This window comes from Paenibacillus gallinarum, from assembly GCF_014836635.1.
Classification (GTDB): Bacteria; Bacillota; Bacilli; order Paenibacillales; family Paenibacillaceae; genus Paenibacillus; species Paenibacillus gallinarum.
In genome coordinates, this window is the sequence record NZ_JACSQL010000005.1 from 1 (window position 1) to 19,962 (window position 19,962).

14 protein-coding genes are annotated in these 19,962 nt (G+C 37.9%); all 14 read right to left on the reverse strand.

Features of this window, described 5'->3' with window-relative positions; all coding sequences use genetic code 11:
• Positions 1-456 precede the first annotated feature (456 nt).
• Positions 457-2,469 carry an NAD-dependent DNA ligase LigA gene (gene ligA / locus H9647_RS12530; RefSeq protein WP_191800390.1) on the reverse strand — a complete coding sequence of 671 codons (2,013 nt, stop codon included), beginning with the start codon at positions 2,467-2,469 and terminating at the stop codon, positions 457-459.
• A gap of 178 nt (positions 2,470-2,647) precedes the next feature.
• Positions 2,648-4,978 carry a DNA helicase PcrA gene (gene pcrA / locus H9647_RS12535; protein WP_191800393.1) on the reverse strand — a complete coding sequence of 777 codons (2,331 nt, stop codon included), beginning with the start codon at positions 4,976-4,978 and terminating at the stop codon, positions 2,648-2,650.
• Between the two features lie 320 nt (positions 4,979-5,298).
• Positions 5,299-5,982, reverse strand: a complete 684-nt coding sequence (locus tag H9647_RS12540; protein ID WP_404822627.1) for a heptaprenylglyceryl phosphate synthase — start codon at positions 5,980-5,982, stop codon at positions 5,299-5,301.
• Positions 5,983-6,377: 395 nt separating this feature from the next.
• Positions 6,378-7,778: an undecaprenyl-phosphate glucose phosphotransferase gene (locus tag H9647_RS12545; protein ID WP_191800398.1), complete on the reverse strand. Its 1,401-nt coding sequence runs from the start codon at positions 7,776-7,778 to the stop codon at positions 6,378-6,380.
• Positions 7,775-8,698 (reverse strand): glycosyltransferase family 2 protein, encoded by a 924-nt coding sequence (locus H9647_RS12550; protein WP_191800400.1) that lies wholly within the window; start codon positions 8,696-8,698, stop codon positions 7,775-7,777. The genes H9647_RS12545 and H9647_RS12550 overlap by 4 nt, the downstream gene beginning before the upstream one ends.
• An 82-nt stretch (positions 8,699-8,780) precedes the next feature.
• The gene (locus tag H9647_RS12555) at positions 8,781-9,761 is read right to left on the reverse strand and encodes a glycosyltransferase family 2 protein (RefSeq protein WP_191800402.1); all 981 of its coding nucleotides are present in this window, start codon (positions 9,759-9,761) and stop codon (positions 8,781-8,783) included.
• Between the two features lie 168 nt (positions 9,762-9,929).
• Positions 9,930-10,817 carry a dTDP-4-dehydrorhamnose reductase gene (gene rfbD / locus H9647_RS12560; RefSeq protein WP_191800807.1) on the reverse strand — a complete coding sequence of 296 codons (888 nt, stop codon included), beginning with the start codon at positions 10,815-10,817 and terminating at the stop codon, positions 9,930-9,932.
• A 1-nt stretch (position 10,818) separates the two neighbouring features.
• Entirely contained in the window at positions 10,819-11,838 is a 1,020-nt protein-coding gene (rfbB, locus tag H9647_RS12565) for a dTDP-glucose 4,6-dehydratase (RefSeq protein ID WP_191800404.1), read from the reverse strand.
• A 9-nt stretch (positions 11,839-11,847) separates the two neighbouring features.
• Positions 11,848-12,396 carry a dTDP-4-dehydrorhamnose 3,5-epimerase gene (rfbC, locus tag H9647_RS12570; RefSeq protein ID WP_191800406.1) on the reverse strand — a complete coding sequence of 183 codons (549 nt, stop codon included), beginning with the start codon at positions 12,394-12,396 and terminating at the stop codon, positions 11,848-11,850.
• A gap of 15 nt (positions 12,397-12,411) precedes the next feature.
• On the reverse strand, positions 12,412-13,155 hold the full coding sequence (locus H9647_RS12575; protein WP_191800408.1) for a sugar phosphate nucleotidyltransferase: 744 nt from the start codon (positions 13,153-13,155) through the stop codon (positions 12,412-12,414).
• Entirely contained in the window at positions 13,152-14,870 is a 1,719-nt protein-coding gene (locus H9647_RS12580) for a glycosyltransferase family 2 protein (RefSeq protein ID WP_191800410.1), read from the reverse strand. Before H9647_RS12580 ends, H9647_RS12575 begins: the two co-directional genes overlap by 4 nt.
• A gap of 32 nt (positions 14,871-14,902) precedes the next feature.
• Positions 14,903-15,550, reverse strand: a complete 648-nt coding sequence (locus H9647_RS12585; RefSeq protein WP_191800412.1) for a hypothetical protein — start codon at positions 15,548-15,550, stop codon at positions 14,903-14,905.
• Complete coding sequence (locus H9647_RS12590) at positions 15,547-18,753, reverse strand: glycosyltransferase (protein WP_191800414.1); 3,207 nt, start codon at positions 18,751-18,753, stop codon at positions 15,547-15,549. The genes H9647_RS12585 and H9647_RS12590 overlap by 4 nt, the downstream gene beginning before the upstream one ends.
• Positions 18,743-19,960, reverse strand: coding sequence for an ABC transporter ATP-binding protein (locus tag H9647_RS12595; protein WP_191800416.1), 1,218 nt, complete (start codon positions 19,958-19,960; stop codon positions 18,743-18,745). Before H9647_RS12595 ends, H9647_RS12590 begins: the two co-directional genes overlap by 11 nt.
• Between the last annotated feature and the right edge of the window lie 2 nt (positions 19,961-19,962).

Here is a 19,962-nt window from a genome sequence, read left to right on the forward strand (position 1 = left end):
CCTGAGCCAGGATCAAACTCTCCAATAAAGTTATTGAAAAGAGCGATATGCTCATTTAGAAAATGCTGACGAGAACTTAAAGTTCTCTTTTAGTTTATCGTCCTTCTATTAAGAAAGACGTTCATCATCCATTTGTTCAGTTTTCAAAGAACTTGTTGTCCAGTCATTTACTCGCGACTGGATATTTATCATAACATGTCGAACATTTCGTTGTCAACTACTTTTTTCGACATTTTGTTTTAACATGTTACTTAGTTGATTTCTCTACCTCGTAACAGTATCGCTCGAAGCGACAAGAAATAATATATCATGTTAAAATAATTTTGACAAGCCTTTTTCTTAAAAAAACATAAAAGTTAGATTCCTATCTTAACACCTTACTTATTAAGTTCTAATATATAACTAAAACAGGAGCCGTATCTAATAAATACGACTCCTGTTCTTCTATTACTTTGCCTATAGCTGAAGCAGTCTAATAAGCTCATCTTCATCTTCAATAGTATCAATACCTAGCTGTTGGGCTTTAGCAAGCTTACTACCTGCTTTTTCACCTGCAATCACGAGATCCGTTTTCTTAGATACACTTCCCGTTACTTTGGCCCCAAGTGCTTCAAGCCGTTCTGTAGCCTCATCACGTGTCAGTTTATGAAGCGTACCCGTGAGAACGACTGTTTTACCACTGAAGAAAGAATCGGTAACGACTACTTGTGGTTCTTCCGGAGCTTTGGCTTCTACTCCAAGCGAGAGCATCTTTTCTATACTTGCTCTAACAAAAGGATCCTGGAAGAAGGTCACGATACTCTCTGCAACAATCTGCCCAACATCAGGGAGTTCTACAAGCTCTTCTACCGAAGCATCCATAATACGATGAAGATCGCGGTAATGGTCTGCCAGCATTCTAGTTGTCGACTTCCCTGTGTTCGGTATCCCAAGTGCATATAAGAAAGAAGCCAGATCTCTGCCCTTACTGTCTTCAATCGCTTGCAGCAGATTATTCGCTTTTTTCTCTCCAAAGCGAGAGAGTCCAATGATATCTTCGTAAGTGAGAGAGTATAGATCTGCTGGTTCTTTTAGTCCCACCTCGTCATACAGTTGAATGGCTGTTTTATCACTAAACGTCTCAATGTCCATGGCGTCCCTTGAAGCAAAATGGGAGATACGGGCTACAATCTGCGGCTTGCAGTTTGATTTGTTATTACAAAACAGATGTGCCCCCCGTTCTTCAAGCGGATAACCGCAAGCTGGACAATCCACAGGGAACACGATCTCTTCACCGTCTGCTTCCTCAGTGACTTTTCCGAGAATCTCAGGAATGACATCATTCGATCTGCGAATAAAGACACGAGTGCCAAGTGCATACTTCAGGTTCTTCCGTTCAATATCCCCTACATTGTTCAGTGTACAGTTTGAAACGGTTACCCCTGCTAGTTCAACAGGTTCAACACGGGCAAGTGGAGTTACTTTTCCCGTTCGACCGACATTCCAGCTTACAGCGTTCAGGACGGTTGTGGTCTCTTCCGCCTCAAATTTATACGCAACTGCCCATCTAGGGAACTTATCCGTATAACCTAAGACTTCACGCATCCGCATATTCGTCAGCTTTATGACAGCTCCGTCAATTAGATAATCCAGCTTATCTCGGTTTTCCTGAATCTCAGCTAGACGCTCCATTACATCATCAAATTCAGTGAAATAGCTGATATATGGATTCACTTTGAAATGATTATCCCTTAGAAATTGCATCATCTCTTCGTGGCTGGAGAAACGGATCTCATCCGAGTATCCAACATTATAAAAGAAGGCGCTTAGTTTGCGTTCTGAAGTCACTTTAGGATTAAGATTGCGCAAAGCTCCTGCTGCTGCATTCCGGGCATTTTTGAGTGGCTCAGCTGCTGTTTCGTTATATTTACTCAGCACCGATAAGTTCATAATACCTTCGCCTTGAACTTCTATCGTGCCGTCTGAATACGGAATCGTTAATGGAACAGATTTGATTGTCTTAACCTGCGCTAAGATTCCCTCTCCCGTCACACCGTTCCCGCGTGTAGAAGCCTGAACTAACTTACCGTCCGTATAGGTGAGGTTAAGCGTAAGTCCATCAAATTTGAGTTCGATCGCATATTCTGGAGTCGGAAGCGGATTGTCTGGATTCTTCGTATTATAGTCCTGTACCAGACGCTGTACTCTTCCGTTCCAGCTTCGCAACTGTTCTATATTTTGGGCTTTATCTAAACTCCACAAAGGAGATAAGTGCTTATGTGGTTTAAATCCTTTGAGGATCTCCCCACCCACACGCTGAGTCGGCGAATCAGGGAGAATGATTCCCCCTTCTTGTTCGAGAGCAACAAGCTCATCATATAGTACATCATATTCTTTATCGCTGATTAGCGGATTGTCGAGCGTATAGTAGTGATAATTATAGTGATTCAGCTCTTTTACGAGCTCTTCTAAACGATGCATCGGATCCATGCAGGGCGATCCCTCCGTGAATTAATATGTAAGGCCTGCCAGCAAAAATGAAATAAGCATTAATGCCGGCTCAGGCCTTTTTTCAAATAAATCGTGTATGAATATATGTTTACCTTACCTGTACACAACATGATTACAGCGCAATTAGCTGACTAAATTGTTGAAAGCTCGTCTATCATTAAGACTCCACTTTCGTAATAGGTGCGAATCCCGCAAGCAAACGTTTGAGTCCAACGGGTGCAGGGAATGCAATCTGAAGCTCCGTGTCATTGCCTGTACCTTTAATAGAGACGATTGTCCCTGTTCCCCACTTACCATGCTGTACCTTATCGCCTGCCGCAAAATCCTTGGATGCTCCTGCAGCAGATGTCTGAGAACCTCCTGAACCCGTTGTAACTGTTACACGTGAAGCAGCAGAAGCGGTCGATCCGCCAAGACTAAGGTCCTTACGTGCTCCGCCCCCAAAGTTACTTCCTGTTCCCGTGCTGCTAAACCCTCTGCCGCTATAGGAACCACCTGTATTGTTCCCAGTTCCGCGGCGATAGCGGTCACGTGCGATCTTGGTATCCTCTTTGAGTTCTTCCGGAATTTCATCCAGGAAGCGGGAAGGCGGGTTAGCTGTCGTACGACCAAATAAAGTACGCATCCGAGCACAGGTCAAGAATAACTGCTGCTCTGCACGTGTAATCCCTACATAAGCCAGACGACGTTCTTCCTCTAGTTCCTCTTCGTCCATAAAGGCTCTGCTATGCGGGAATACCCCTTCTTCCATACCGATGACAAATACAACGGGGAATTCAAGACCTTTCGCACTGTGCATTGTCATGAGAACAACCGCATCCGCCTGTTCCTCTTCATCATCATTCATGCTGTCAATATCCGCAATGAGAGCAAGGTCTGTCAGGAAAGAGACAAGGGACTTGTCCTCATTATTTTTCTCAAATTCCATCGTTACAGACAGGAACTCATCAATATTTTCGAGACGTGCTTTGGATTCAAGTGTATTCTCGTTCTGGAACTCAAGGCGATACTGGCTCATCTCGAGAATTTTCTCTGTAAGTTCGGTAACCGAAAGATACTCAACCATCTGGTGCAAGGCAGCAATCATATCATAAAATTCTACTAATGCATTACGTGTACGGCCTGCAAAGCCAAGATCATCAACAATTTCGAGCACACGGAAGATGGAAATTCCTCGTTCTCCTGCTGCAGTAGCAAGCTTCGCTACCGTCGTATCTCCAATACCTCTCTTCGGCACGTTAATAATCCGCGTCAAGCTGATATCATCATCCGGGTTAGAGAGGAGTTTGAGGTAACCAAGAATATCCTTAATTTCTTTTCGATCATAGAACTTAATCCCGCCGACAATCTGGTATGGAATATCGGACTTAATGAGAATTTCCTCTATTACCCGGGACTGAGCATTGGTACGATATAAAATAGCATGAGCCTGATAGGATTTCCCATTCTTCACGTTTTTACTGATCTCGGAAGCAACAAAATAACCTTCATCATGTTCGGAATCCCCGCGATAGACTTTAATCTTCTCGCCGCCTGTTTTGTCGGTCCACAGTTTCTTCGGTTTACGGCCTGTATTCAGATTAATCACGGCATTTGCTGCATCTAGAATATTAGAAGTGGAACGGTAGTTCTGCTCCAGCATGATGGTGCGAGCTTCTGGATAATCTTTTTCAAAGTTCAGAATGTTCGTGATATCTGCTCCCCGCCAGCGATAAATCGACTGGTCACTATCCCCTACGACGCAAATCCGGTGATGCTTGTCCGCCAGCATACGGGTGAGCATATACTGCGCACGGTTTGTATCCTGGTACTCATCCACGTGGATGTACTGGAATTTCTTCTGATAAAAGTCGAGAACCTCGGGTACTTCTTTAAAAAGCTGAATAGTGGTCATAATCAAATCGTCGAAATCAAGCGAATTGTTCGCTCTGAGACGTTGTTGGTACTTGGTGTATACTTTCGCCACAATTCCTTCAAAATAATCGCCAATCTTTGCTTCATATTGTGCCGGTGTAATTAGTTCGTTCTTCGCGGCACTCATTGCAGCCTGAACGGCTTTTGGTTCAAATTTTTTGGTATCGATATTCAGGTCTTTCATACAGTTACGAATAACAGACAATTGATCAGATGAATCCAAAATACTGAAATTTGAGGTAAAACCGATGCGCTCAATATCTTTGCGTAAGATTCGTACACACATGGAGTGGAATGTGGAAACCCAGATATCTCGTCCTTGAGATCCGCCAACGAGCCTCGAAACACGATCCTGCATTTCACGTGCTGCTTTATTCGTAAACGTAATAGCTAGAATGCTCCAAGGTGCTGCCTTCTTGGTGGCTACAAGATAGGCAATCCGGTGGGTAAGCACACGGGTCTTACCGCTTCCTGCTCCGGCCATAATCAACAGCGGTCCTTCGGTAGTCACTACAGCTTCTCGCTGCGGGGGGTTAAGTCGCGAAATCGCGTCTTGTATGTCAATGGATTGCATAAATGCAAGCCCCTTTCTTCTATTAATATGGTGTTGATGTAAGAAGAACATGCTAGTCAAAAGAAATGACCCACCGACGTTCATGGTTATGCACCGGCTATTACTTAAATAGCCGTGAAATCAGTGAAGTCAAATGGGCAAGATGGACTGGCCTAAAGACCATGTTTGTTTAGTTCAATTAAGATGATAGATAAAAGATATAATCGTAGCTTTATTTTTGGTGGATAATCAAAATCAGTTCCTGAGGTATTCATTGTACCCTTAGCTAGCATTCAGACTCAACTTGTAAAGTCTAGACAAATATACTCATTATTCCGGCTCTACTCGGACTTTACGGCTGATACAGTAGAAAGCGCAGCCTTCAGATCACGATATAAGATATTGCCAACGATGATCGTATCTGAAACCCCAGCAGCTTCCCTCGCTGTCACCTCATCACAAATCCCGCCGCCATAAAACAACTGGGCATTAGATATCGCTTGGCGAGCCTCTTTCACAATTGCCATATCACCAAATGCACCGCTGTACTCTACATAAACAATGGGTAGATTCATCAGTTTGTCCGCGACCTGCGCATATGCTGTAACACTGCTCTCTTCTAGATCCGTGTTCGCTTCTGTCAGCTTCGCTACGGTCGAGTCTGGATTTAGAACGATGTATCCTTCAGGAACCAGCAGTTCCCACGGAATCATATATCCGTACTCTTCAATTGCAGCCTGATGAAGTCCTGTGATCCAGCGTGAATGATCTGTGTTCAGTACCATAGGAATCATATATAGGTCGAAGCCTGGCACCACCGCGGTTAAATCCGACACCTCTTGCACACAAGGCAGCTCGTATCTTCGTACACGAGATAGTAAATCGACCGTATTCTCATAGGTAATACCTGAAGAACCCCCGATCATAATCGCATCCGATCCAGAGAGACATACGGCTTCGAGTGTATCATCTGTCATCTGCCGGTCGGGGTCCAGCTTGAAAATATGCTTCCAATCCTTGATCATTTCCTTCAACAGTTCATTCCTCCATGCTGCATGTTTATACTTAAGATTAGGTGAGTAAATCTAAGATTTTAATCATACGAAAAACCTCTACTGCTAAGTCTAAGTCAGGGGGAAGTGAGTGTCAATTTATGTTCGCATTTTAGGGGAACAAAGTTAATTATTGGAGGTGTCTAGGTAAGGTGATGTAGTTTAAGTTAGATCAGTATGTCATCAAGAGAACGACATTAGGATATTGCGTCAGATGTAATATAGAAATCAACATAATAAAACCCGCCTAAAAGAACCTAGTACATACAATCCTTGTACAGAGTATCTAAAAGCGGGCTTATTTTTTTCGCCTATACATTCCTTGGTAAGCTACAGAAGATAGGCAGCGAGTGAGGAAATCGTATCTATTAATAAGCGTTTTTGAAGCCATTACGAATCGTTTTAAAAATAATTTTAATATCGAATAATAAAGACCAATTCTCAATGTAGAAAATATCTTGCTCAATCCGATCTTCAATTGAAGTATCTCCTCGAAGTCCTTGGCTTTGAGCAAGTCCCGTTATACCCGGTCTGACGTGGTGCTTGATCATGTACTTTGGAATCTCTTCTTTGAACTGGTTTACAAAATGCGGACGTTCCGGGCGCGGTCCAACCACACTCATGTGACCAAATAGTACATTAAAAAATTGCGGCAATTCATCAAGACTTGTCGCTCTAAGAAAAGAGCCAAACTTTGTTCGTCTTGGATCGTTTTTTGTTGTCCATCCATTGTCTACTGTACCTTCCGGCAATATTTTCATTGAACGGAATTTGTACATATAGAAAGTCCGCCTGTTTAGGCCCACCCGCTCTTGTTTGAAAATAATCGGACCTGAAGAGGTTAATCTAACCCCTATCATGATGATAAGCATCATTGGCGAAGTAATAAGGATTGCTACTAGGGAAAACATAATGTCAAACATCCGCTTGGCAAAACGATTAACGGAAAGATCGAGCGGGATATCCCTTACATTAATAAGCGGCATCCCTGCAAAATAATCAAACATCGGTCTTGCTGGTAGGTAGTCAAAAAAGTCAGGGATTATAAGCGTACGAACTCCGGCTTTTTCACATGTGTTAATGATCTGAGGATACTTGTCATGGGCATCCAGCGGAAGAGCGAGAACGACCTCATCAATCATTTCGTCTGAGAGAATAGTCTCCAAATCATCCATAACACCCATAATTGGTTTATATTGCTTCGTTTCCTCAGCATCCCATCTACGGTAATCATCTAGAAAACCAATTACTTCATATCCCATATCGGCATGCTGCTGTAAATTGTTGTAGAACCTTTTACCTAACGAACCCGCCCCAAGAACAAGAACAAACTGCCGGTTATATCCTTTTTCTCGTAAAGATTTCAGTAACCTTTTTAGCCCGTACCGGTAGGTTAATGTGAAAATAATGTTTGCCACCATATAAATGGCTAAGTATGAACGCGAGATGTTAACTTCTTTGAAAAAGAACATCAAGCTTAAAAGTATAAATATACTTACCGTGTGGATCTCGATGATTTTCCAAAAGTCATCCGCAAACCGTTTCTTACGTTTTGGTGCATATATGGAGAAAAGAAACCCCATTACAATAGCAATCAAACCGTAAACCAGACTCCACAATGTATATGTCTCTAAAGGAAGCGGGTTCTCATAAGGAATCCAACCACTTTCAAACTTTAACCACCATGCGAGCAAAAACGATAATTGGATGATCAGAAAATCAACACATACATAAAGTTGCGTCAGGATTTGCTGATTTCTGCGAATCATGATTTCACCTCGCTTGAAGATTCTGTTGTTTGGTTCGTACTAGGGTGCGATGCTGCCCGTTTAGCTGGAAGCATGTTTTTTATCAGAGACAGAGTTAACTTGAGACCAATTCCCGTGTAGACAGCTGTATTCGTAAAAAAGTTGTATCGCTTATGGTAGTGCTTGCGGTGAAAGACCCACATTGCTCGGTGAAATTCATAAATAATTTTGCGTGGTCTGCGTTTAGCGCTTCCGCCTTTGTAGTGAACAATATATGTATGAGGGTAATAGTAAATACCCCATCCTGCTTGCTTGATTCGGTAACACCAGTCAATGTCTTCACCGTACATAAAGAACGTCTCGTCCAGTCCACCAATCTCCTGAATCACTTCTGATCTGAGTAGCATAAATGCTCCTACCAGACAATCAACAGGATACGATTCATCGGGATCAAGGTGTCCTAGTTGGTATTGGTTAAATCTCGGATTTTTCGGGAAAAGCTTTGAAATACCAAATGCATAATAGAATGATGCAGAAGGCGTTGGAAATCCCCTCTTGCAAGCCTTGTCTAAGGAACCATCGGGTAAAATCACCTTGCAACCAGATGCGCCTGTCTCAGGATGCTCATCCATATATCGAAGCATCGTTTGAAAGGTATCTGCCTGTACAATGGTATCCGAATTAAGGAGCAAAATGTAGCGACCGGATGCGATCTGCATTCCTTGATTATTCGCTTTTGCGAACCCTGTGTTGGTGAGGTTGCGTATGATTTTTACATTAGGAAACTGTTGTTCTACGGCTTCTACGGTTGCGTCGGAAGAATGATTATCTACTAAAATGATTTCATAGCTATAGGTAGTGCTAGAAGCATAGACAGATGCAATACAATCTATTGTCAGCTTCTTCGTATTATAATTGACGATAATAATGCTGAGATCCATATGAAAACTCCTGACAAAATATACTAATCTATTCAACAATTATATCATAATCCGATTGATAATTTCCAAAATATCCTTACTTTTACTCTCTAGTCCTAACTGCTTGGATTTGTGCACGTTTTCTCTTTAATTCTGAGCGTTTCTTATAAAAAGAGCCCCACTCTTGTAATACCTTACGTTCTTTCCATAGAAAATATAAATTACTTGCGAATTCATATGGTAATACATACGGTACTTTTTTAATAAAAGAAGTAAACCTCTCATTTTTATATATCATTTTATAACGATTAATATAAGAAGCTTTGCGGATGAATAATGGAATGCTCTCTCGTCCCCCTTTTTTCCATCCCCGCTCATGTAAACCCACAGCTTCAGCTACATAATAGGCTTTCCATCCCTTTACCTGAGCCCTCCAAGCCACATCTACATCCTCTTTATAAGCAAAAAAATCATTGTCAAAGAACTCACCATCTATACTAATATCATGAATCATTTGGCGAGAGTACATCGCGGCTGCTCCAGAAACACCGAACACAAATCCTGACTTAGACCAATTAGAACTTTGTTCTCCCGCTCCACGGTCAAAAGCTCGGTAAGCTTTATTCATTACTAATCCCGTTGTGTCAACAATTGAAGGATCTGCTTTTAATTTTAATATTCCCGTAGCACTACCCACCTGCTGATGAACACTCATAAATTGGATGATATTAGAGATGTAGTTCGGCTCTAAAGAAACATCTGGATTAAGAACAAGAACATAATCAGTATCTGTATGTTGGATAGCCTGATTGTGAGCTGGAGCAAAACCAACGTTCACTTTATTTTCGATAAATATTACTCGAGGTTTTTGCTCTCCTCGTCGCTCCAATAGCTGTTTAATGTATTCAACAGTATGGTCCGAAGATGCATTATCTACGATAACAATAGAATCAATTAGGTAACTTTGCTTTAGGACATGGTCTACACAAATAAGAATATCGTCCTGACTATTATAAGTAACAATATGGACGCTCACCTTAATGTTATGTATATCCTCATCTGCTAAAAATTCATTTTTTGTCATATTCAGCATCAATGTATTATCCTCACTCTATAAATATCACTTTTCATTTATTCCATATTAACCCAACAACCACAATTTATCATTAAATAAAAAAGAGCTTTCTCACATCTTCGTTGTCCGATGGATGTAAAGAAGCCCTTATAAATAAAGTTTTAATATAAATCTATTCTAACTACGCTCGCTTGGTACACTGCTATCTCGCAATTGCTTTAAAAAGCTCCTGAGACCATCACGCCATGGCTGTAAATCAGTAAAGCCATTTGTTTGAATAGAGAGATGTTCCATTACTGAATTCTGAGGACGGGGAGCAGGTCTTGGAAACTGTTCCGTACCACAGGGTTCCAAAGAAGCAGTAACATGAATACTTAAAATATCTTTCGCATCTTCTAAAATAGCTTTTGTAAATTCATACCATGTACATGAGCCACTGTTGGACGCATGATACACACCATACTTTTCGGTCTGGATAAGATCAAAAAGAAAAGCAGCTAAATCAACTGTATATGTTGGTGAACCTTTCTGGTCATTTACAACTTGTAGCAAAGGTTTTTCCTGTCCTAATTTAAGCATGGTCTTCACAAAGTTGTTACCATGTAAGCCATATACCCATGAAGTACGAACGATGAAATAGCGGGTAGACAACGTTTGAGTTAATACTTCTCCTGCTCTCTTGGACTTGCCATAGATACTTTTGGGATCCGTATTATCATATTCTTGATAAGGCTCATCTGACTGACCATTAAAAACATAGTCTGTACTGATGTAGACAATTTTAGCTTGAACTTTTTCAGCAGCCACTGCTAAGTTACGACTGCCTATTGCATTGACTTTATAAGCACCCTCCACATCACTTTCAGCAGCATCTACTGCTGTGTAAGCAGCTGAATGGATAATAACATCAGGCATAAATTCAGAGACAACGGACTGGCATTGTTCTTCATCTGTAATATCCAAGATGTTTCGATCACAAGCAAGGACTTCACAGTCCTTGCTTTGCAGCAACAAAACGATGTCTTTTCCTAGCTGACCTGCTGCGCCGGTAACAAGCACTTTCATTTTATTCGTCCCCCAGACGGCCCCCATATTGTTGGGTGTAATATTCTTGGTAAGCTCCGGACTGAATTCGTGTCCACCAGTCCTTATTTTTTAAATACCACTGAATTGTTTCTTGAATTCCTGTTTCAAACGAGTGCTTTGGTTTCCATCCGAGTTCCTGCATCGTCTTTGTCGGGTCTATTCCATATCGACGATCATGACCCGGTCGATCCTGCACATACGTAATTAATGACTTCGGTTTACCAAGCTCAGCAAGAATGGTCTCAACGATATGTACATTGGTCCGTTCGTTATTGCCACCAATGTTATATACTTCTCCAAGTCGCCCTTGATGAATAACCAAATCAATCGCACTGCAATGGTCCTCCACATACAGCCAATCCCTTACGTTTAGTCCATCTCCGTATATAGGAAGTTGTTTGTCCGAAAGAGCGTGAGAAATCATAAGAGGAATAAGTTTCTCTGGAAACTGGTAGGGTCCATAGTTATTAGAGCATCTCGTGATATTTACAGGTAGGCCAAATGTTTCATGATATGCTCTCACAAGCAAATCCCCACCTGCTTTACTCGCTGAATAAGGACTGTTTGGTGCAAGCGGTGTGTCCTCCGTAAATAATCCAGTATCTCCAAGGGAACCATAGACTTCATCAGTCGAAACTTGTACAAACTTGCTAACATTATATTTCTTGGCTGAAGCTAGTAATACCTGCGTTCCTAGCACGTTTGTTTTAACGAATACATCCGGTTCCAGAATACTACGATCTACGTGTGATTCTGCTGCGAAATTTACAACCACATCTATATCTTGTTGCATCAGTTGCTCTATCGCTTGTGCATCTGTAATGTCTGCCTTAACGAAGGTGTGTTTAGGGTTGTGTTCAATGGATTTTAAGTTCTCAAGATTTCCTGCGTAAGTGAGTGAATCGACGTTGATAATTTCATAGTCAGGATGTTGCTGCAACATGTAGAGAACAAAGTTGCTTCCGATAAATCCGGCTCCCCCGGTGACGAGTAATTTCATATTGGCCTCCTACTCAAAGTTATACTCAGCATTCGCTAATATTGGGTGTGTTTGATCTTTATCTGAAAGAATAGGCTGACTAGTTGGCCAATCAATATTCAGTGCAGGGTCATTCCACAGAATCCCTCTGTCGTTTTCCGGTGAATAATATTCATCCACTTTATAGAGAACTTGTGTATTTGGAACTAGAGTACAGAATCCGTGTGCGAAGCCTTTAGGAACTAGTAGCTGACGTTTGTTGTGCTCACTTAGAATGACTCCTACCCATTGACCAAAGGTGGGGGAGTTCGTACGGATATCTAAGATGACATCATAAATAGCTCCTGATATCACTCGCACAAGTTTGGTTTGTGCTTTCGGATTGAGCTGATAATGTAATCCACGTATAACTCCCGGCTCAGCAGAAAGCGATTGATTATCTTGAATAAATTTATGATTAATTCCGTTCTGTTGAAAAACCTCTTCATTATAGCTTTCCATAAAAAAACCACGATGGTCTCCATGGACTATGGGTTCAATGATATTTGCACCTTCAAGTTGTAAAGAAGTAACCTTCAATGTTAATCCTCCTTTCTATAACTTTAATTTTCCGAATTCTTCACTAAAAACAAGATCTTTCGCCAAGTCGTTAGCTTTTGCTAGTGAGGCATGCGTTCCTGCATCTGTCCACCAGCCTTTGAGTATATCGAACGATAATTCACCTAACTCAATATATGCATTGTTAACGTCTGTGATTTCTAATTCGCCTCGTGCAGAAGGTTTTAACGTTTTCACAATATTAAACACACGATGATCGAACATATAAATGCCTGTTACTGCGTAATTACTCTTCGGATTCTTCGGTTTTTCTTCTATTGATATAATGCGATTTCTTTCAAGTTCAGCAACACCAAATCGATGTGGATCAGATACTTCTTGAAGTAATATTTTGGCTCCAGACTCTTGTTTATGGAAATTAGAAACAAATGGTGCAATGCTATCTTCAAATACATTATCACCTAAAATAACCACCATCTGATCTTCGCCTACAAAATGTTCAGCGAGATCAAGAGCTTGTGCAATTCCACCAGCTTCATCTTGTACTTTATATGTAAAGGAAACTCCCATTTCATGGCCGCTGCCAAGCAGATTAACTACATCTCCCATATGTTCTTTGCCTGTGACAATGAGAATGTCGCTAATATCAGACTCTTTTAATTTCAGTACACTATGAAAAATCATTGGATACATACCTACAGGTAACAAATGTTTATTAGTCACTTTTGTTAGAGGGTATAAGCGCGAACCTGTTCCACCAGCTAATATAATACCTTTCATCGTTGGACCTCCATTACTATCTCTAGTATTTCTTCAGGAAAATACTTATCTCTATCAGACAAGATTCCTCGATTATATTTCAAAAATTTATCAATTTCCTTAAGGTTAGGTTTCATATAATCGGGTTCGCTCTCAATTATCCCTAAGTCTAGAGGGATTAATTTCACTTTTTTACCAAGGTCCTTAAGCTTATAACAATATTCCACAAAAGAAATATAGTTTTCATAAACTTCATTAAAGTAGCCTACTTCAATCAATGATGATCTCTTGAATATCACTAATTCAGGGCTTACTGCAGTAACATTCTGACATATTTTTAATCTTCCAAAATAACCATAGAATTGATTATGAAAACCTTTAAATATGTTATATATATTTTTTTTTGTAACCGCGTAGCCATAACTATGAATTTTTTTATTGCCCTTTAGTAGTTTCCCTCCAACTACAGCAATATCTTCTCTATTAAGATGACTTATAAGTCTCTCTGGCAAATCGCTCTTTATCGCTTTAATATTCGAGTCAATTAAAATAATATATTCGGTATTAATTCTTTTGATGAGGTTATTTAATGCTTGTGCAAAATTCAAATCTTTTACACCAATCACCTCAACATTAATATCAAATATTATTTTTTCCATATTAGATTCATTGAACAAAAATACTTTTTGAAAATTATTGTTAATAGAGAAAGAATTCTGCAGATCAAAAATGTAACCTTCTATTTCCTGTCTATTTATCCAAGTTCCTCTAACAATTATAGCAAGATCTTGTTGAATTGAGGTTTTCTCATAAATAACATTATAGGATCCGGAGAAATCCATAGGAAATACCTTAGCCTTTGTGTTTTGTTTTTCTAAATACTCTTCTAAGGCCTTTTTACCATTTTCTAATGCCTCGCTTTTCACAGAATAATTTAATGCAGTTGAAGTATTACTTATCCGCCAGTGATATAATATCTTTGGAATATGCACTATATTATTTGCTTTCTGCGTTAGCCTAAGAATAAAATCATAGTCTTGGCTTCCATCAAATTTCGAATTGAGATTACCAGTAACTTTCAGCAGATCACTCTTAAATACAAGGAGATGACAAATGTAGTTATAACTAAGTAAGGTATCTGGCGACCAGTCAGGCTTTTTATGTGGTTCTACATGTGTCAATCCATTCTCTGTAATTTTATCTTCATCAGAATACAATAAATCAGGGGCTTTATCATATAAATTAATAGCTTTGACATTTTCGAAAATAGCATTAGGAGCAATGATATCATCATGATCTAAGAGTGCTACATACTCACCAGTTGCCATTGATAGTGCCTTATTTGTATTTGAAGAAATCCCACCATTATTTATTCCTTCGCTCACTTTAATCCTATTATCTTTTGAAATATAATAATCCAACACTTCTTTCACTTTTAAATCAGAACTGCCTCCATTAAAGATACACAGCTCTAGATTACGATAAGTTTGATTTAGAACCGATTCTATCATTTCTATGAGAAAGTTAGGCTGAGTATTAAAAACTGGAACCACTATACTTACTTTTGGGTTGAATCCAAAATGAGTATTTTCTTGAATTATCCTCTCCTTATCTGAAATAATAAAATCAGAGTCAAAAACAAGATTTTTAATTTTGAAAAATTTTATCTGCTCATAGCTTCTTAAAAGAAAACTTTTGAATCCTTTTCTTTTGAGAAATCGCAGAGCTCTACCCATTAATATTTTTAAACTTTGTATAATTGCCCCCCCTAACTTTCTCTGAGAAAAATAATTAATTTTATAGTGAAAAAATTAATTATAAAGAATACAATATTAGTCCATAAAACTTCCATCATATTGAGTTTATTCTGATAAGAAACTTTGAGGGCAAGCGTTCCATCAACTTCCTTATCGTTAATAAACAGCTGGGTATTTCGCGCTGTATCATTTCCTTTCCAAGTTGTAACAGAATTACCTTGAGGCATTTTAGTAGCTGTTATTCTCAATATAAGAGCTTTTTTATTACTATTTTGGATTGAAGGAAACTCAATTCGATGATATTCATTGTCTTTTATCTCAGAGTTTTTTATTGTAGTATCCCTTAGGACTTTGTTAGTATCGGCTTCCAAAATATAAAATTTTGTAAAACCGTTCCTATTGGGCCTATTATAAGTGGACATATAAATTTCTATAGCATTTAAATAGTCTTGTTCTCCTAAAAACCTTTGATCTACTAAAAAACCATCATCTATTTCTGGTAAAATCTCTTCTAATGTACTAGATAACGTATATGATTTTTCTTTGAAAGTGGAGCCAAAGAATGTATCACTATATTTCAAAAAATAATATCCATTTATCACTATAATAGAGGAAAGTAAAGCCAAAAATAGTATTTTCGCATTCTTTTTTTGTTTCATATTACCTCTTCTAGTTCATTTTTATTATTAACATCGTGTAAATCTTGGGGGGCAAATAAGGCATCTAATTTATCTATGCTTCTCTCCCATCCCCACTCTTTGGCAGTCTCTATAGCTTCTCTTCTAATATCATTGAAATATTGCTTATCTTCTATTATTTTCTTTATCGCGTTTCTTGCACCTTCAATGTCATCGATATCAATGATAACTCCGTTTATACCATCTTTAACGAACTCTTCAACACCATTGAAGTTAGTCAATACACATACTCCTCCACACGCCATCATTTCTAAAGCCGGTAGACAAAAACTTTCAACCTTACTCATTTTCAACAGTATATCGCAGCTTGAATAAATATTTTTCATTTTATCCATAGGTACACTTTCAAAAAATCTATCGCATTTCCAGTTTGGCCTAGGTCTCCCTGCCGTACTGACACACCATACTTCACAATCCAAATTTTCAACGACTTCGAATGCTTCTTTCATACCTTTAAATGGAACATCTATCGGCCCTTCAAGTAATATTCTAATTTTACCGTTTTTTTTCATGAGAGGTTCAGTTTTATAAATTATATTTTCATCTACACCATTAGGAATATAATGAGAATCCTTATTAAATTCTTTTTTTAGCCAATCAGAAATCCATTGAGCCATAGTTATAAAACCATAATTCATACTATATGTTTTATAAGCCGCTGCTCTTTCCTTACTATTTACATCGAAAAATTTTGACTCATCTGATTGGATAAAATAATATTTCTGTTGTGCACTTATATTTTCTAAGGTATATGCAGTAGTCCAATAAGTAGCTATAGCCACATCTAGATTTTCAGGGACTTGGCTAATAGGAATCACGGGGACTAACAGATTCGGAAACCATTTCACTTCATTATTATTATCTTCAGATATAAGAACAACATCATAACCTCGTTTGTGTAATCCGTTTGCATGCTGACAAATCACGCCTAAACCACCGGATATCCCTGTTCCTGCTATAATGTATCCAATTTTCGGTTTTACAATATTAATAATCTTATGTTCCGATACCATAAGACTTTCCCAGTGATTATCATTCGATTTAAAGGTTAATTCTAGATTGTTTTCATGTAACCTTAAATTGGTAAGAATTTTAGGTATTGATTTAAACTTATACCCATAATATGAAAGTCTTAGCCATAGTTCATGATCTTCTCTATATCTCATTTGAGATTTAAGTCCTCCGACTGCTCTTAACGCCTCTAACTTTGCCATTACAGTACTTTGGCATGGTACACATATCTTACTCAACAGTTCATAATCGCAATCAGGGCTAAACACCTCTTGTTTATCTTTTAGATCAACTAGTCTTGATCCATCTACAAGTGCTCTCCAACCTCCATATATAATATCAACATGATATTTTTGAAAAAATTCAATAGAATCTTCTAATCTAGTTAACTCTGCAATATCATCACTATCCTGAAAAGCTAAATATTCCCCTCTTGCTTCCCTAATAGCTTTATTTCTACCTCTTACAGCATTCCCACTGTTATCTTTATAATAGAAAATGCGAACCCTTTTATCACTTTCATAAGATTTTACGATATTTATAGTCGATTCTGGCGAACCATCACAAACTATTAAAAGTTCTAAATTTTTATAAGTCTGATTTAGAATAGACTCAATACTCGAAACAAGGACATCCGTTCTGTCGTAGACTGGAATCACTACTGAAACTAGAGGGATATTAGAAGTATTCAGAAACTCCGTTGTTCTTTTTATTGGAGTACCAAAATCTGCTCCTCGTTTTCTAATTCTCCTTATTACAATTGAGGGATCATTTATAACCTTCTTAAATTTGTGACGAGTCTTTCTTAGTACCTCAGCTAACTTCCATGCTTTTGAGTTCACTATTTTATCAATATATTGATCTTTCTCATGGTTTAACTCAGCAAGGTAAGTAATATTATTACTTTTATCTATAAGTTCGTCTTTTAAGAATTTTTCCTTTATCTCAATCTCTGATAATTGATTTTTTAAATCAATTATTTGAGACTTATCTGTACTATTAATTGCTCTATAGTTTTGGATCTCTTTAACTAATCTATCCTCATTTATAGAAGATTTATGTAATCTTCTATCCAATTCTTGTATCTTTAAATGAAGTTCATTCAAAACCTTTTTTCTATAGTTGTTGTATTCGTACTCGCGTAAGAAAGCTCTGTTTTGTCTTTGTACAACAAGATAAGAGCTCTTTATTTCTTCAATATCAACGTCTATTGTTATATCACTTATCTGATTTAATATTTCTTTTACATTTGAATCTAAATCAAACTCTAATCTGGATTTTTCTTGTAATATTTTCACTGCACTAATAGTTTGATTGTAACCCTGCATAAATTCATTCAGGAGTTCTTTAGAGTTTCTAATCGGTACTGTTCCTCTACCTGAAAAATTATATTCTTTAGAAATCTCATAGTTACTTTCGTTTATCCATCCTGGGCCACCATGTATATCATAGCAAAAAACAGGTAAGCCCATAACCAAGGCATACTGAACGCTTTTCCCGATAGTGATTACCGCATCCCACTCTAACATGATTTCAGAAGTTATAAGTCTTGTCTGATGATTTATCCCATAAAAGTCCACTTGGATGGATTTTTTCTCAAGTTGTCTAGCTAATTCATAGATTTCTTCAGGGATATGGTTAGACACAACCCCTACTTTTAGAATAGTATCACTTACTTTTTTTGATGAGTTTATAAAATCTTCAGGTGCAAAATTAGGAAAGATTTTGATTTTAGCAGGTTGTACATTCTCTCTCATTAGAGTTTCTGCAGTTTCCACACTATTTGCTAAACATAAGCTGAGTAGATTCGAAAAAATTGGTGGGGCCTCAAACGGTTCGAAAGGAGACAGCGAGCTAAAAACTATTTTATTCGCAGTAATATTTTTTTCGAAAATAATATTATTTAAAGTCTGGGCATGTTGTGACCAAATTAAATCATAATGTTTAGTCTCCGGATTTGTGAAAGTTAAATTCCACACAGCTATACCCTCTATCTCAAAATTTTCTTGAATAGGATAATCGTATTGTAAGGTAGCTACATCAACTTCATAATTTAAACTTATTAGCTTTTGAGCTAGAGAGAGTATATTAATTTCTGCCCCAGCAAAGTCTACTAATGAATGAGTTGATAAGAGTATTTTTTTAATCTTCATTTTCCACACCTTCTTTCTCAATATTATAAACCCACGAGTGTTTTGCTCTGAAATGCCCCTCTGAAATTGGAATTCCATATTTGTTTTTACTACTCATTATTTCGAATTTTTCTACATAATCATTATTATCGTATGGATACATAATTTTTTCGTCAGAAATATTTACTGATATGAAATACTTACCAGCTAAAAAATCATTTGATTCAATTTTCAGCATAAATTCCTCAACGTTATAATCAAGATATATATCATCTCTTATTGTATTGAAAAGTGTAACTATTTCACCTTTATCGTTGTAAATTATAAGCCCAACTCCATATTTCAAGTTTGTAGACTTAAACCGGATTGACAGATTAATTAATATATCCTCCCCTGTCACAAAAATCTTTTTGTTCATATTTATACTTTCCAAATAAATTTTATTCAGAATTTTCTTTCTATTAATATCTTGTATAACCGGATTTTCTTTATCTTTATTATCCATATATATTTTATATTGTTCACATATTTCATCAGCTTTGCCTTGATCTCTTAATTGACCTTTCTCAATCCAAATAGCTTTAGTGCAAAAATTTCTAACTGCAGGCAAACTGTGACTCACAAATAACACAGTTGCTCCCTCAGCCACCAAATATTTCATTTTTTCATAACATTTTTCTTGAAAATACATATCTCCTACCGCTAAAGCCTCATCTACAATTAAAATATCCGGCTCAACATTTACGGATACTGCAAAGGCTAGGCGGGCAAACATCCCACTCGAATATGTTTTAACAGGTTGATTTATAAACTCACCTATATCAGCAAATTGAATAATATCATTAACTTTCAAATCCATTTCTTCTTTTGAGAACCCCATCATGGTTCCATTTAGATAGATATTCTGCATCCCTGTCATCTCCATATTAAATCCCGCTCCTAGTTCTAACAGAGCTGATATCTTTCCATTTACTTTGATATGGCCACTGCTGGGGTTAAGTAATCCAGTAATTATCTTCAGGATGGTAGATTTCCCAGAACCATTAGAGCCAACAATGCCAACAATTTCTCCCTTTCTAATTTCAAATGAAATATCTTGTAAAGCAACAAATTTAGAATGGTATATCTTTTTTCTAGGATCTAGCGATTCTTTTAATCGATCTATAGGACGAGAGTATAGTTTATAGTTTTTAATAACTCTATCAACAGTTATCGCGATATTATTCATAA